Source organism: Halorussus caseinilyticus (assembly GCF_029338395.1).
GTDB classification, from domain to species: domain Archaea; phylum Halobacteriota; class Halobacteria; order Halobacteriales; family Haladaptataceae; genus Halorussus; species Halorussus caseinilyticus.
The window spans coordinates 590,500-604,499 of sequence record NZ_CP119809.1 but is presented as its reverse complement, the minus strand read 5'-3'; the positions used below and the strand labels follow the sequence as shown (position 1 = coordinate 604,499).

At 67.5% G+C, this 14,000-nt stretch carries 12 protein-coding genes, 1 tRNA gene and 1 pseudogene; 4 read left to right on the top strand and 10 right to left on the bottom strand.

Going from position 1 to position 14,000, the window contains the following annotated elements:
- Window positions 1–38 precede the first annotated feature (38 nt).
- A complete protein-coding gene (gene hpt / locus P2T60_RS03035) occupies window positions 39–605 on the top strand; it encodes a hypoxanthine/guanine phosphoribosyltransferase (protein WP_276281086.1) in 567 nt (188 codons plus the stop codon).
- A 485-nt stretch (window positions 606–1,090) separates the two neighbouring features.
- Here the strand turns inward: hpt and P2T60_RS03030 are convergent, their stop codons facing one another.
- The 3 genes from P2T60_RS03030 to P2T60_RS03020 all read right to left on the bottom strand — a co-directional run bounded on the left by P2T60_RS03030 (window position 1,091) and on the right by P2T60_RS03020 (window position 2,278).
- Window positions 1,091–1,378, bottom strand: coding sequence for a hypothetical protein (locus P2T60_RS03030; protein ID WP_276281085.1), 288 nt, complete (start codon window positions 1,376–1,378; stop codon window positions 1,091–1,093).
- A gap of 539 nt (window positions 1,379–1,917) precedes the next feature.
- A tRNA-Arg gene (locus P2T60_RS03025) sits at window positions 1,918–1,990 on the bottom strand.
- Between the two features lie 15 nt (window positions 1,991–2,005).
- Complete coding sequence (locus P2T60_RS03020; RefSeq protein WP_382209912.1) at window positions 2,006–2,278, bottom strand: Sec-independent protein translocase subunit TatA/TatB; 273 nt, start codon at window positions 2,276–2,278, stop codon at window positions 2,006–2,008.
- 143 nt (window positions 2,279–2,421) lie between these two features.
- Here P2T60_RS03020 and P2T60_RS03015 point away from each other — a divergent pair, with 143 nt between their 5' ends.
- The gene (locus P2T60_RS03015; RefSeq protein ID WP_276281084.1) at window positions 2,422–2,898 is read left to right on the top strand and encodes a redoxin domain-containing protein; all 477 of its coding nucleotides are present in this window, start codon (window positions 2,422–2,424) and stop codon (window positions 2,896–2,898) included.
- A 342-nt stretch (window positions 2,899–3,240) separates the two neighbouring features.
- Here the strand turns inward: P2T60_RS03015 and P2T60_RS03010 are convergent, their stop codons facing one another.
- Window positions 3,241–4,344: a glycosyltransferase family protein gene (locus P2T60_RS03010; protein WP_276281083.1), complete on the bottom strand. Its 1,104-nt coding sequence runs from the start codon at window positions 4,342–4,344 to the stop codon at window positions 3,241–3,243.
- A 136-nt stretch (window positions 4,345–4,480) separates the two neighbouring features.
- On the opposite strand from P2T60_RS03010, the gene P2T60_RS03005 reads away from it, so the two are divergent.
- On the top strand, window positions 4,481–4,852 hold the full coding sequence (locus tag P2T60_RS03005) for a DUF7522 family protein (protein ID WP_276281082.1): 372 nt from the start codon (window positions 4,481–4,483) through the stop codon (window positions 4,850–4,852).
- A gap of 3 nt (window positions 4,853–4,855) precedes the next feature.
- Here the strand turns inward: P2T60_RS03005 and P2T60_RS03000 are convergent, their stop codons facing one another.
- Window positions 4,856–6,025 (bottom strand): MFS transporter, encoded by a 1,170-nt coding sequence (locus P2T60_RS03000; protein ID WP_276281081.1) that lies wholly within the window; start codon window positions 6,023–6,025, stop codon window positions 4,856–4,858.
- Between the two features lie 301 nt (window positions 6,026–6,326).
- Between P2T60_RS03000 and P2T60_RS02995 the strand changes: the two genes are divergently transcribed.
- Complete coding sequence (locus P2T60_RS02995) at window positions 6,327–6,518, top strand: hypothetical protein (protein WP_276281080.1); 192 nt, start codon at window positions 6,327–6,329, stop codon at window positions 6,516–6,518.
- Between the two features lie 128 nt (window positions 6,519–6,646).
- Here the strand turns inward: P2T60_RS02995 and P2T60_RS02990 are convergent, their stop codons facing one another.
- The 5 genes and pseudogenes from P2T60_RS02990 to P2T60_RS02970 all read right to left on the bottom strand — a co-directional run.
- On the bottom strand, window positions 6,647–7,735 hold the full coding sequence (locus P2T60_RS02990) for an aldo/keto reductase (protein ID WP_276281079.1): 1,089 nt from the start codon (window positions 7,733–7,735) through the stop codon (window positions 6,647–6,649).
- A 66-nt stretch (window positions 7,736–7,801) separates the two neighbouring features.
- Window positions 7,802–8,986 carry a DHH family phosphoesterase gene (locus tag P2T60_RS02985; RefSeq protein WP_276281078.1) on the bottom strand — a complete coding sequence of 395 codons (1,185 nt, stop codon included), beginning with the start codon at window positions 8,984–8,986 and terminating at the stop codon, window positions 7,802–7,804.
- Window positions 8,987–9,047: 61 nt separating this feature from the next.
- Window positions 9,048–9,944: an SDR family oxidoreductase gene (locus P2T60_RS02980; RefSeq protein ID WP_276281077.1), complete on the bottom strand. Its 897-nt coding sequence runs from the start codon at window positions 9,942–9,944 to the stop codon at window positions 9,048–9,050.
- A 349-nt stretch (window positions 9,945–10,293) separates the two neighbouring features.
- Window positions 10,294–10,731 carry a DUF5791 family protein gene (locus P2T60_RS02975; protein WP_276281076.1) on the bottom strand — a complete coding sequence of 146 codons (438 nt, stop codon included), beginning with the start codon at window positions 10,729–10,731 and terminating at the stop codon, window positions 10,294–10,296.
- Between the two features lie 422 nt (window positions 10,732–11,153).
- Window positions 11,154–13,958: pseudogene (locus P2T60_RS02970) on the bottom strand (DUF7286 family protein); the annotation flags it as partial.
- Window positions 13,959–14,000: the final 42 nt, after the last annotated feature.

Here is a 14,000-nt window from a genome sequence, read left to right as displayed (position 1 = left end):
TTCCGTCAGTTTTTATTGTCGTGTCGAGTACCCCCAACATGGATAAACTGAAGCAGTCGCTGCTCGACGCGCCCATTATCGAGAAGAACGGCTACCACTACTTCGTACACCCAATCAGCGACGGGATTCCGATGCTGGAACCCGGCCTGCTTCGGGAGATAGTCATCCAAATCATCCGAAAGACGGAACTCGAAGGCGTGGACAAAATCGTCACCCCTGCGGCGATGGGCATCCACATCTCGACTGCGGTGTCGCTGATGACCGACATCCCGCTGGTGGTCATCCGCAAGCGCGAGTACGGACTGGAGGGCGAAGTCGCGCTCTCCCAGCAGACCGGATACAGCGAGAACGAGATGTACGTCAACAACGTCCGCGACGGCGACCGAGTTCTCCTGCTCGACGACGTTCTCAGCACGGGCGGGACGATGAAGGCCATCACGGAGGCGCTCGAACACATCGGCGCGGACGTGGCGGACGTACTGGCGGTCATCAAGAAGGAAGGCCCGAACGAACTGGACGACACCGACTACGACGTGAAGACGCTCATCAACGTGGACGTTCGAGACGGGGAAGTCGTCATCACGGACGAACACGGCGACGGATAGCGGAAGAGACGTTTCTTTTTCGTCAACGTTTTGCAAGCGAGCGACCGAAGGGAGTGAGCGCCGCAAAAGGTTGTCGTGCGAGACGCTCATCAACGTGGACGTTCGAGACGGGGAAGTCGTCATCACGGACGAACACGGCGACGGATAGCGGAAGAGACGTTTCTTTTTCGTCAACGTTTTGCAAGCGAGCGACCGAAGGGAGTGAGCGCCGCAAAAGGTTGTCGTACAGGACGTGGAAGTCGGGTCGAGTCAGTCGCAGGGGAGTGTGAACGAACCCCGCATGAGTGTGTGTATGATTCTCCGAGTAGGTTTATATTCAACCACCCCGATATAGAAATTACAATGTACACAGTCTCTCAGTATCGAACTGGGCGAACCGCCTCCGACGTGAAGAACGGACAGACCCACCGACGAAAGACGCAGTTCGCGTTCCTGTAGACGCGACCGAAATCGCTTTTTCGAGCAGTAGTCGAAACGCCGAGTCGTCAGTCCGACAGTCGCGCGCGGACCTCCGACACGCCGTCGGGGACGAGACTCGCCAGCGACGGCGACCGGAGCGCCGCGATGCCCGCCCACAGCACGCCGGTCGGGAACGACCCCGACGCCGAGAACGCCATCCCCATGCTGTAGAAACTCGCGCCGTAGACGACGCCGAGCGCCGCCGACGGCAGGCTCGTGCCGAGCGGGACCCGCGCGGTGTGGTCCGTCAGCGTCGGCGCGAGAAAGAGAACCGAGAAGACGCTTCCCGCGAGGAAGACCAAATCTTGCCACATCACGATACCACCTCTGTCGTTCGAGAGTTCGCAGTCATCACTCCATCGTAGCGGAGACAGGGGTGTAACGCTGGCCCGTATATTCATTCGACCCGGCGGCGTCGAGGGGTTCGATAACTAGCGATGAGACGCGGTGGCGCACGTCACGAGTCCCCGTCGCTGGCGCTCTCGGCCCGCGACGGACCGAAGTCCGGCGGAGTTCTTCCGGCAGGGAACGATATAGTTGTCTCTCGACAATCTATACAATTCTAAAAGACAGTTTTTTGTTTTCGAGAGCCGTCTTTCGCGTTTCGTTCGCCGTTCCGTCCGGGCGGCGCGACCGCGCCGCCCGGACGGAACAACTGACTGGGGGTCGAACCGGGATGAGGGGTCCGCTCGGTTGCTTCGCGCCGTTCCGGGCGTGCGACTTGCAGGGTTCGAATCCCTCCTCCGTTTCCGCCTCGCTTCGCTCGGCCGGAAACGGGCGTGACGGGACCGAGCAAACGCGGTTTGTTTGCGAGGGTCGTCACGCCCGCTCTACTGAGCGAAGCGAAGTTGAGCGGGCGTGACGGGATTCGAACCCGCGGTCAGGAGGTTAGGAACCTCCTGCCCTATCCACTAGGCCACACGCCCCGCAAAAGAGGTGGGTTACTCGCCGCCAGCGTCGGCCCCGGCGTCCGTCGCCGTCTCGGTCTCGTAGTCCTCGTCGTCGATGTCGCCGCTACCGCCGCTCTCTTGCATCTCGCGGAGTTCGTCTTCGACTTCTTGACGCCCCTTCTTGAACTCACCCATCGCCTCGCCGGTCGAGCGGGCGAGTTTCGGAATCTTGTTCGCGCCGAACAGCAGGACGGCGATGAGGAGAATCACCATCATCTCCATCCCGCCCGGCACGGGTCCGAACAGTGGAATCATCTGTGCCATCTCTACTCGAAGTTAGCCGATTCTGGATTATAGGCTTTTTGCTAGTTCTCCGCGGCCGAGACGTGACCGGACACGAGGGGGTTCGGAGTGGCGAGTCGGATTCGGAACTGATTTTTCACGGACTGCTCTACTCGTGAACGTACATGGTCGAAGTCGGCGACGACGCACCTGATTTCACTGCACCGCTCGCAAACGGCGACGTAGAACCCTTCACCCTCTCGGAGAACCTCGACGACTCGCCCGTCGTCCTCGCGTTCTTCCCCGCGGCGTTCACCGGGGTCTGTACCACGGAGATGGCGACGTTCGAGGAGGAACTCGACGAGTTCGAGGACGCGGGCGCGAACGTCTACGGCGTCAGCGTGGACGCGCCGTTCTCGCTCAACGAGTTCCGCGACCAAGAGGGTCTGAGCTTCGGTCTCGTCAGCGACTCGAACAAGGAGATTATCGACGCCTACGACGTGGAGATGGACTTCGCGGACATGGGTTACTACGGCGTCGCCAAGCGCTCGGTCTTCGTCGTCAACGGCGACGGCGAAGTCACCTACGAGTGGGTCAGCGACGACCCCGGCGTCGAACCCGACTACGAGGAAGTCCGCGAAGCGGCCGAAGCCGCCGAATAGCGATTTCTCGGAGTTTCGGACCGTTCAGTCGTTCTTTTTCGGTCTCGGCGGTGTCGTCGGAATGGTCGTTCGAGGGGACACGTAGAGTCGGCGACAGTGAACGTGAGAGCTACGGGACTAGCTACTCCTTGAGCCTATCAGACCCCACCGCACAGCACCGCGACCCCACCGCACAGCACCGCGACCCCACCGCTACCGCACCGCGCCCCGAACCTCCCCGCGTGCGTCTGCGCTCGCGGGGAACCGCGAGGCGCGAGCGCAGACGCGGCGCGTCCCGTGGTTTGTGAGGATTCGAGAGACGCGAAAGGTAGCAGTCTCGCGCGTCGTAGCCCCGGATTCAGGCTATCGGCCGCGGACCGCCGACACGTCCTCGCGGGAGGCCGAGAGAACTTCGGCGGGCGTCAACTCGACTTCGCGCCACGCCGGAAGCCGCCGGTCGTCGCCGGGCGGAGAAATCGCCTCGGCGTAGATGTCCACCTGTTCTCGCTCTTCGCTCGGGTCGTAGCCGAGTCCGTTGAATCCGGCGTCGGCGGCGTACTGCTCCACGAACGTCTCGGCGACCCGGCGATAGCGGTCGGGCAGAGTGTCGTACTCGGGGGTCACGCCGTGGGCTTGCACCGCACGGAGGAGAGCCCGCCCGACGTGGCGACTCATGTCCGAGAGACCCGTCGGTCCCGACACCGCCCGGTGGTCGTGTTCGTACCGCCCGAGGTCCACCTGCGCGGTCCCGTCGAACCCGGCGTAGCCGAACGCCTCGCCGAGCGTGCCGACCTCCAGTCCCCAGTGGCGCTCGACCCGGAGCGCCCGGACGAACGACGCACTGGCGGCGAACTCCCCGGCGAGCGCGTACCGGAACGAGTCGAGGTACTCCAGCACCTCCGCGCCGGGAGTCGCGTCGGCGAGCGCCCGAACCAGCGGCGCGTAGAACAACCGACAGAGCCGCCCGTAGAGCTTCCCGTTCTCGACGCGGGCGTAGTACCCCTTCGAGAAGTCGTAGCCCCGGTCGAGCGGGTAGAGCAGTCGCGCCACGTCTCCGGCCTCGTAGGTCTTGGCGTCGGCGTCGTGGACCGCGACGTACTCGCTGTCGGCGGCGGCGACCCCGAGCGCCAGCCACACGTCCCGGCCCTTCCCGGCCTCGCCGTTGAGTCCCCGGTCGGCCAGCAGGTCGGTGACGCCCGGTCCGTTGCACCACACCACCGACAGCGGCAGGTCGAACCCTTCGAGCCAATCCAGAAACGGCGCGACTTTCTCGGGCGGCGCGCGCAGGGCGACGACCACCTCGCCGGGTGCGACCGACTCTAACTCCGAGAGAACTCGCTCGGCGGCGAGTCCGGCGTACTCCCGTTCGGTCATCGGGACGACGACCGCCGCGCGGTCCGTCGGCGCGTCGGGGACGGTGCCCGTCAGGTCGTGGAGGGTAGCGATGCGCTCCTGTCCGTACTCCATCGCGTGAGGGTTGGGGTCCGAGGTTGAAAAACTCCGGACGTTCGGCCCGCGGCGCGTCGTCGGTTCGACCCTGACGTTTGTTGCACACTTTATCTTTAGAGTAAATATGATGTGTCTCTATCCGTATGAATACTCTATGGATTCTGCATCTGCGCAGGCACTTACCGACGCACTCTCCGGGGCACTCGGTGACGGACTGCGGACCGTCGCCGTCGGGAACGTCTCCGTACCGGAGTACGAAATCATCTACATGCGCCCGGACATCGACGAACTCTACACCGAGGAGATGCGCGAGAACATCCTCCAAGAAATCGTCTTCGAACACATCGCGGAGGCCCGGAACGAGGACCTCTTCCCGCCGCTGGCCGGGTTGGAGTACACTGTGCGCATCTACGAGCAGGGGATGAACCTCGTCGGGTGGACCGACGACACCGCGCTGTTCGTCGGTCTGGACCCCGACGAGGAACTCCTTCCGACGGCCATCGAGGTGTGTCGTCAAGAACTGTAGTTCTCAGTCGCCCCGAACTACGGTCGGGTCCTGCCCGCCCGTCGGGAGTCTATCGGCCGACCAGAGGACCACCAGCACCGCCAGAATCGCCACGAGTCCGCCGCCGAACGCCCGAAACACCGCGTCGTAACCGAATCCGGCGTCGAGGAGCGCGCCGATGACCACGCTCCCCATCGCCTGCACTATCATCATCGCACCGCTGTACAGCGAGTAGGCGCTCGCGCGGTTCTCGTCGGGGAGCGAGTCGAGCAGGTAGGTGTCGAGCGCCGGGAACAGACTGTGGATGACGTAGCCCATCACCGCCGTCACCGCCGCGAGGACGGCGAGACCCTGCGCCGCGGTCAGCGCGAACAGGGTGGCGACGAACCCGCCGAGGATGGCGAGCATCAGCGGAACGTGGGGCAGGCGGTCGGCGAGTCGCCCCGTGACCCAGAACGCGGGCACCCCGGCCGCGAAGACCACCGTCAGGAGGTTACGCGCGGTTCCGGCGTTCACGCCCTTCGTCGCGGTGACGTACTTCACGTAAAAGTTGAACAGGCCGTTCCAGACGAACCCGGTCGCCCCGAGGATGGCGATACCGGCGAGGATGATGGGCCACTGCCTGCGCGCCGCGGTGAGCAAGTCCCGGTCCTCGGTCCCGGCGTCGGGCATCTCGGTCCGGCGGGCGGTCCAGTAGAAGACTGCGGTCGCTCCGGCGGCCACGACTGCGATGACGGTGAACACCTCGCGCCACGTCGCGGCCACCAGTACCGCGCCGACGAACACCGGCGCGGCGACGGCGGCCAACTGACTCGCGGTGCCGTGAATCCCGATTGCGCGACCGACTCGCTCGGGAAAGAGTTCCGTGACGAGGGGGTTGGCGGCGATGAAGTACGCGCCGCTGGCGACCCCCATGAGGAACGCCCCGGCACCGAGCATCACCACCGAGTCGGCGACGGTCATGAACGCCGCCGCGCCGGTCAGCACCGCGCCGGTGGCGAGGACGACCTTGTGGCGGTCCACCCGCGTCAACAGGTATCCGGTCGGGATGCGAGGCGTGGCGCTCCCCAACCACGCCAACGTGGCTATCAACCCGGCGGTGGACTCGGTGAGTCCGAACGCGGCAGACAGCGGTTCGAGCAGTGGCGCGAACACCACGCGAGCGAGGTTGACCAGAAATACGACCGAACACATCGAAGCGAAGACCCGACCACGAGACACGTTCGAGGCTACTCCGAGGGGACAGTCAAACCTTCCGAATCCGGCGAAGCGAACCTTTCAGCGGAGTGGCACTGCCCGTGCAGTCGCTTCCGCGTCGGCGGCTCTGCCGGTCGAATCGGCAATCTCTAGGTTTCTTTCGACAACCCTCCCCTTTCTTTAACGATTGTAGAGAAGTCTCTCGTCCGAGGGGCAGACGCGGCGCGTCCTGTCGGTTGGTCGGCCGAGCGTCCGCGGCCCCAAACTTTTCGTTCGCCTCCGTCGTACGGGTGTGGGTATGAAATCAATCCGGCGGGGTCTCTGGGACATGGAGGTCGAGAAAGACTCCCGCGGCAGGTTCTCGTGTCGCATCTGTCGGCAGTCGCTCGTGGCGCAGGCGGACGACGAAAAGGGTGTCGAGCGGTCGTGTCCCGACTGCGGGCGGGCGTGGCGCTCGCGGGCGTCGAAACCGACCACTTTCACCGGGTGACGGCCGGTCGTCGTCGCCGGACGCGCGCTGGTCGGCGTCTCGGACTCGGCGACCCAACGCGACAGCAGGGCGACGAGAGCGAACCCGACGACGCTCTCGACGGGCGACAGGTGAACACGGATTCCCGTCTACTCGAACACTTGGTCGAACGCGTCGGCACCCATCGGGTCGAACCGGCCCGCCTCGACGTTCTCCTCTACGTGTTCCGGACTGCTCATCCCGACCAGCGAACTCGTCACGCCGGGGGCGCTCCGGGCGAAGTTGATGGCGCGCTGGACCGTGGTGTCGCCCTCCAGTCGGTCGCTCACCTCGTCGGGAATCTCGGCGGCCAACTCGCCCTGCGCGATGCTGGCGCTGGTGAAGACGTTCAGGCCCGCCTCGTGAGCGAACCAGAGCGCGCTCTGGGCACCCTCCGGTCCCTGCTGTGACTCGACGGTGAAGGCGTCGGCCATGCGGACGTTGAAGGGCAACTGAATCGCCCGGAGGTGGGTCGCGGTGTTCTCGGCGGCCTTGGCGGCCTTCCGTGCGCGCGAGACGATTTCGGATAGCGAGAGGTACTGGTCGTCGCTCTCGGGAACCCGGAAGGCGTTCCACGTCGCCACGCCGTACTTCGAGATGTCGCCCGCGGCGGCGCGCTCTTCGAGGCGGGTGAACGTCGCTTCCAGTTGTTCGTACACGTCCTCGCGCGGCCGGGCGTGGAGTTGCGCCTCGGGGTTGTGGACGTAGTAGAGGTCGATTTCGTCTACTCCCAGATTGTCGAGCGACCGGTCCAACTGGGCGTCGATGAAGTCGGGCGCGATGCAGTGGCTCCCCCGCGCCAAGTCCTCGCGCTCGACGAGTCCCGCGTCCACGAACTCGCGCTTGACGTACTCGCCGGGGTTCTCCGGGCGTTCGCCGTCGAAGGGGAGAAACCCGCCTTTCGTGGAGACGAACACCGCGTCTCGGGACACGTCGGCGTCCTCGATTGCCCGACCGACCGCGCGCTCGCTTCGCTGGCACCGGTAGTTGATGGCGGTGTCAACGACGTTGACGCCGCTTTCGAGCGCCGTGGCGATGGCGTCTCGGTACCGGGCGTCCACCTCGTCGGTCGGGTCCCCGAGGTAGGTTCCGACCCCGAGCGACGAGACGGCGAGTCCGTCGAACAGTCGGAAGTAGGTCCGGCCGAAGTCGTCGCCGTGCTGGAGTTTGTACTCGTAGGTTCCATCATCGGTGGCCATGCCCGAGCGTAGCAGTTCTATCGGGATAAGCCCGCAGGATTCTGGCGGGTTTCGGGGCGTCGGTCGCTACACGTCGCCGTTGAGCGCCGCGAAGATGTCGTCGCCGAGTTCGGCCTGCGACCACATCGCGGTCTCTGCACCGCTGGCGTAGGCCGCGCCCTCGACCGGGACCTGTCCGCCGCCCATGCGAGCGTGGCCGCCCGCGCTCGCGCCGGGGATGCCGTCGGCGACGGCTTCGAGCGCCTTGCCCATGTGAACTCGGTCGTCGCGCGAGCGTCCCGAGAGGTGGACCGTCTCGTCGCGTCGGCCGTAGACGACGACTGCGGTCACCCCCTCCAACTGGACGAGTTCGTCGGCGGCTTGGGGCACGGCGTCGGCGTTGTCGATGCGGCCCACGTCGCTGACCGCGAACGACCCGCGCACGTCCCGACCGGAGATGGCCCGCGACTTCACTTCCAGCACTTCGGCGCTGACCTGCGGGTTGGCCACGCGGTCTAGCAGGTCCTCGTCCACGCCCTCGTAGAGGTAGGCCGCCGCCTGAAACTCGGCCCCGGTACACCCGGTGGTGAGATGGTTAGTGTCGCACTGGATGCCGTAGAGCAGGCCGGTCGATACCGCCGCCGGAATCACGAACCCGTCGGCGCTCTCGTCGTCGGGGCCGACCGGAGTACCGCCCACGTCCTCCAGATACTCGGCGACGATGGTGGCGCAGGCCCCGTAGTCGGTGCGCTGGTCGGTGAACTGCTCGCCGGTGCCGTTGCCGGGGTGGTGGTCTACCACCGCGTAGGGTTCGAGTCGCTCGGCCCCCTCGAATCCGCGCGGAGTGTTGTGGTCCACCAGAATCACGTCCTCGGCGGCGAGTTGGCTCACGTGGTCGATTCGGTCGAGTTCGAGGTCGAGAACCGTCCTGAACGCGCGGTTCTCCTGATGGCGAATCTGGCCCGCGAACTGGAGGGCGGCGTCGGTTCCGACTTCGCTGGCGAGGTGGGCGACACCGATGGCGCACGCCATCGCGTCGGGGTCGGGGTTCGGATGCATCAAGATTGCCACCTCGTCGCGCTTGGCAAGCGCGCGCTTGAGTCGCGCGCCCATCGGCCGCCGAATCCACCGGACGACCAGCCACAGCGACGCCACCAGTGCAATCGCCCCGAGGACGACGGCCCCGGCGAGTTCGGGGGAACTCAGGCCGTAGGACTCGGCGACCTGAACTACCTCTCGAACCCGCGGGTCCGGTATGCCCGGCAGTTGCATGACAACCCCTGACTACCCGGACGAACAAGAAATTTTCCCGATACGTGAAAAATTGAGGGCTTCACTCCGATTGGTTTCGGAACGCCTCGATTTCGCTCCGATAACCTTCTCGATACGTCGGATAGTTGAACTCGTAACCGAGGCTCCGTAGCTTCTCGTTCGAGCATCGCTTGGTAGTCAGCAGACGACGACGGACTCGCTCGGAGAGGTCGTCGTCCGCGAGTCGCTCCTCGGTGGTCTGTTTGGGCGGGCGGGGTTCGTCGCACTCGTCGGCTAGCCAGTCGGCGAAGTCCCACTTCGAGACGGGTTCGTCGTCCACGACGAGGACGACTTCGCCGCGCGCGAGGTCCCCCTCCAACAGGAACCGAACCGCGCCAGCGGCGTCGTCGCGGTGAATCATGTTCAGATACCCCTCGGTGACTGGACCGGTCACGTACCGCTCCAGTCGGGTCCTGTCGGGACCGTAGATTCCGGCGAGGCGCGCGACGGTGCCGTCGATGCCGCGGTCGGTCGCGCGTTCGAGCGCCACGCGCTCGGCCTCGGCCAGCACCTCGGTCTTCTCGGTAGTGGGTTCGAGCGGGGTCTCCTCGTCCACCCAGTCGCCGCCGTGGTCGCCGTAGACGCCCGTGCTGGAGGTGTAGACCAATCGCTCCGGCGAATCCTCGCGCGCTCCGAAGTGGTCGATGGCGGTCCGCAGGCCCTCGACGTACACCTCGCGGGCGGCCGCGGCGTCCCTGCCGCCGGAACTCGCCGCGAAGACCAGCGCGTCCGCGTCCGGCACCGCGTCGAGCGAGTCGGCGTCGGTCACGTCGGCCTGTACTGCCTCGAAACCGGCCGCTTCGACTGCCGCGAGACCGTCGTCCGAGCGCCGGACGCCGACCGCGCGGTGGCCTGCCTCGGTCAACTGGCGACCGAGTTCGAGTCCGACGTACCCGCATCCGAGTATCGCCACGTTCATGCCCGGAGGTTGGGCCGTGGCCGGGATAACTCCCGCGACGACGGATGTTAGAGACAGGTATTTGTTTGCTTTAGATGTGTTTTTATTTGTTTGAGATAGGTATATATTTCCACACTGGCGCGCGCTGGCGCGGCTTCATGCCGCGCCATCGTCGCGCGAGGGACGAGCATCGAGCGACCGGAGGGAGCGAGACGCGCAGTCGGTTGGGGAGGACGTGGACCGCGGTCGCGGTGCCGTGCGGTGCGGTTGCGGTCTGAGAGGAGTCGGCAGTCGCTCGCTTCTCGTCGCGGTCCGCCGTCACGGAACCGCAAACAGGAGTCGAACGGAACACCACGACCGACGGCGAGTCTTACCGCTGGCGACTGGCGATGAAGTGGTGGAGCGTCGCGTACTCGGCGAGCGTCATTGGCGCGCGACCCTCAACCTTCTGGTGGACCTGCTTGCCGTCCATCTCGGCGTCGCTCTCGACTGCGATGGTGTCCACGTCGAGGACCGCCGTCGTCATCCCCATCAGGAGGGTGTCCCGGACCTCCGCGACGATGGCGTCGGCGTCGGGCGCGTCCTCGGCCAGCGCCGCGACAGCGGCCGCCTCCTCCAGCGTAATCTCGTCGGCCACGTCGCCGTTCGCGTCGGCCAGCGCCCCAATCGTCTCGCGGTCCACGCCGGTTTCGTCGGCGACCGCATCGACCCCACGAGTCTCGACAATTCCGGCGAGTTCGGCCACGTAGTCGGCCCGAAGCTCTGCCGGGGAGGTCGAATCGGGGTCCTCGATGTCGTCGTAGAGCATACTCGCACCGTGGGCCGCGCGATTGAAAGGGGTTTCACTTCGATGTGGGGGTGTTCGGTGGGGGCGTCTCAGGGTCTATCTCGAAGCGTCTTGGAGTCGGTCCGTCTGGGAGTTCTCGGAGTCTGTCCGTCTCGCAGTCGTCGGGATTGAGTCGGAGCTAGCTTCAGGCTCGAGCCAATCATACCGCACTGCAACCGCGGGCCACATGCCTCCCCAACCGACTGCGGTCCTCGGTCGTCGCTCCTCCCGGTCGCTTCCTCCCTGCGGTCCTCGTCCCTCGCGCGCCGATGGCGCGGCACGAAGCCGCGCCAGCGCGCGCCGGATTGGAGAGTTGCCAGTAGCGCACGCCGTGGCGAGTGAGTCACCGTCAGCGCGCCCGAAACGCCGACCCCGACCGAACACCCTCACCCTGCCGAACACCCTCACCCCGCCGACCATCCCGGCGAGGACTCGTCGCGGTTCCCGTCCCGGTCGCCGACGCCCGGCGGACCGGGCGGGACGACCACCGCGATGGCCGTCTCCGTCTCGAACGAGACCGGGGTCGTGCGTCCAATCCGCTCCCGGTCGCCGTCGCCGTCCCAGTCCAGTCGCACCGTCGCCTCCTCCCGGACGTAGGAAATCGACTCGTCGGGCGGTCCCCGAGGTGCGCCGACCGCGAACCGGGCGTACTGCCCGCGGACCTCGACCGTCCAGACGTTGACCGTCGCGTACCAGTACCCCGGAACCGGCGCGACCGGCAGACCCGCCGGAATCGCGCCGAGTGCCTCGCCGAACCACCGCCGGTTCGCCGCCTCCGTCGCGTTGCCGAGACCCGACGTGACCGCCTGCTTGAGCGCGGTCTCCGCCACGCTTCGGGTCGCAGTCGCCGTCCGATTCACCACCGGCCGCGGCGGACCGGCAACGCGCTGGCGCACCGACTCGACGGCCAACTCGGTCCGGAGTCGCACCCAGTCGCGCGAGACCGGTCGCCCGAGCGCGGGCCGACCGCGGACCACCGCCGCGGCGACAACTTTCGCCGCCGACCCGTTCGCCACCGCCAGCGCGCGCCCGGCGGTCGTGTTCCACCGCGCGAGTCCCGACGTGACTGCCGCCCGGCGCTCTGCCTCGGTCCGGTCGAACCCCGCTGTCGCCAACTCCGCGACCAGTCGCTCTCGGGCCTCGCGCATCGACCCCGCGAGCGCAGACTGAAGGGCGTCACGACGCCGGGCGAGGTCTCGGCGCTCGGACCCCGCGAGCGCAGACTGAAGGGCGTCACGACGCCGGGCGAGGTCTCGGCGCTCGGACCCCGCGAGCGTCCGGTTCCCCGACTCGGTGAGCGTCCGGTTCCCCGACTCGGCCAGCGTCCGATTCGCGGCCCGGAGAGCCAGCGCCGCGGTCCGGAGGTCGGTCCGCTCCGATGGTCCGCCCCCGACCACGGCCGACGCGACCGTCTCCGCGGCGTCACCGTACGGAAGCGCGAAGACGTTCCGGTTCCGGGCCGCGAGGGGGTAGCTCTCGTTTCCCTCGGGTATCGCGGCCACCTGCTCGTGGTCCAGCGCCGCCAGCGTGAGGTAGGGCGGCGCGCCCGCCACGCTCAGGTTGACCGCGCGGCCGGGTCCGTCGGCGGGCATCGGTCGCGGCGGCGGGGTCTCGGGCGTCGTCCGAGCGCGCAGAATCCGGCGCGTTCGGTCGAGCGACCCGCCAGCGTCGGCCAGCGCCCGGCGGAGGCCGGTTCGGGTCGCGTTCGCGCGGTCGGCCCGCGCCGCCAACCGAGTCGCCACGCGGTCGAGGTACGCCGCCCGCGCCGCGACCCGAGCGCGGTCGGCGACCCCATCGTACCGAGAAGGCGCGCCGACCAGTTCCGCGTGCCGACGCCGAAGCGTCCGCGCGAGTTCGGCGGTCGGCGGTTCACCGCCGACCGCCCGGCGACGAGTGACCGTCATCGAGACGTTCCGGACGCGTTCCCGGAGACCCGCGAGGTCCCGGTAGACCCACGACCGGAGGTCCGCGGGCCGCCGACCCGCGACTCGCTCGGGCCGGGCGTCCAGCGTCCCGGTGACCGCTCGCCGGGCCAGCGCGTCGAACCCGCCGCGCGACTCGACCAACTGCTCGGTCGCTCGCTCGGGCAGGTCCCGCAGGTTCGGCCCACCGAGCGCCCCGCCGCGCTCGTGGATTCGCGAGACCGGTCGAGGAGGGGCGAGACCCGGCGTCGAGTCGTGGTCGCCCGCGACCCCGACGCCCACCGCGAACGTCTCGGTCCACCGCCGGACGGTCCGGCGAGTCTCGTTGCTCCGAGTCTCGCCGTCGCCGACCTCTCCCCTCCGAGTCCATTCGGCGACCAGCGCGTGGGTCTGGACGACTCGGCGCGACTCGGCACCGAGCAGGTGCCATTTCTCCGGCGTCCCCGGCGACGGTCCGGTCCCGGATTCGACCGCAGTCGTCGTCCGGACCTCGCTCGACTGAAGGGTCCAGTTCGGGCCGGGCGACTCCGGCGCGGGACGGGGGTCGCTCTCCCGGCCGACTCTCCGGACCGCGGCCACGAGGCGCGCGTTGGCGGTGTAGGCCGAGCGCAGGAGTTCGGCGAGACCGGTCCCGTTCTCGCCAGCGACGACATCGGCGAAGGCGCGGTCCGCGGTCCGCTCGACGCCGACCCGGAGGAGGCGGCGAGGGTCGCGGTCGCTCGCCACGCCGCCGGGCATCGGATGCTCGCGCTGGTACTGCTTCGCGGCGGCCAGCAGTTGGTCGGTCCGGGCCGTCCCGTGGCGGGCGTTCGCCGCCGTGAGCAGGTCCGTCGCGCCGACTCTGGCGGTCGCCCACCTGAGCGCGCGCCGACCGCGGAGGTCGCTCCGGCCGAAGGCGGCCCGCTGTTCGCGCAGGAGTGCGCCGTTGGTAGCGAGTTCGACGTGGCGGTTCGCCACCACGTTCTGGACCGGTGCGCCGCCGTACTGGGCGACTCCCCGCGCCCACGCCACGGCGTAGAGGCGGGCAGTGAGTCGGCGGCCCAGACCCGGCGCGAGAGGGTCGCGGTTCAGGCGCGACTCGAACCCGGAGACTCGCTCGTGGAGCGCAAGCGCGGGGGTCGCCACGACCAGTTCGGGCGAGAATCGCTCGCGCTCGACGACGCGGCCCCCTCGGGTCGCGGTGAGCGTGACGTTCTCGATTCGGACCCGGAGACCCGCGCTCGCTTCGGTTCCGTCGCCCTCGCCCGCGGGTTCGACTTCGACCCGGCGCTTGGCCGCCCGGAGGTCCGAGGCGTTCCGAACCGGCGGGAGCGAGACCGAGGCCCGGAC

Coding starts and splice junctions, on each gene's coding strand:
- hpt (WP_276281086.1), top strand. CDS start 39: ATGGATAAACTGAAGCAGTCGCTGCTCGACGCGCCCATTATCGAGAAG.
- P2T60_RS03030 (WP_276281085.1), bottom strand. CDS start 1,378: ATGTGGCAAGATTTGGTCTTCCTCGCGGGAAGCGTCTTCTCGGTTCTC.
- P2T60_RS03020 (WP_382209912.1), bottom strand. CDS start 2,278: ATGGCACAGATGATTCCACTGTTCGGACCCGTGCCGGGCGGGATGGAG.
- P2T60_RS03015 (WP_276281084.1), top strand. CDS start 2,422: ATGGTCGAAGTCGGCGACGACGCACCTGATTTCACTGCACCGCTCGCA.
- P2T60_RS03010 (WP_276281083.1), bottom strand. CDS start 4,344: ATGGAGTACGGACAGGAGCGCATCGCTACCCTCCACGACCTGACGGGC.
- P2T60_RS03005 (WP_276281082.1), top strand. CDS start 4,481: ATGGATTCTGCATCTGCGCAGGCACTTACCGACGCACTCTCCGGGGCA.
- P2T60_RS03000 (WP_276281081.1), bottom strand. CDS start 6,025: ATGTGTTCGGTCGTATTTCTGGTCAACCTCGCTCGCGTGGTGTTCGCG.
- P2T60_RS02995 (WP_276281080.1), top strand. CDS start 6,327: ATGAAATCAATCCGGCGGGGTCTCTGGGACATGGAGGTCGAGAAAGAC.
- P2T60_RS02990 (WP_276281079.1), bottom strand. CDS start 7,735: ATGGCCACCGATGATGGAACCTACGAGTACAAACTCCAGCACGGCGAC.
- P2T60_RS02985 (WP_276281078.1), bottom strand. CDS start 8,986: ATGCAACTGCCGGGCATACCGGACCCGCGGGTTCGAGAGGTAGTTCAG.
- P2T60_RS02980 (WP_276281077.1), bottom strand. CDS start 9,944: ATGAACGTGGCGATACTCGGATGCGGGTACGTCGGACTCGAACTCGGT.
- P2T60_RS02975 (WP_276281076.1), bottom strand. CDS start 10,731: ATGCTCTACGACGACATCGAGGACCCCGATTCGACCTCCCCGGCAGAG.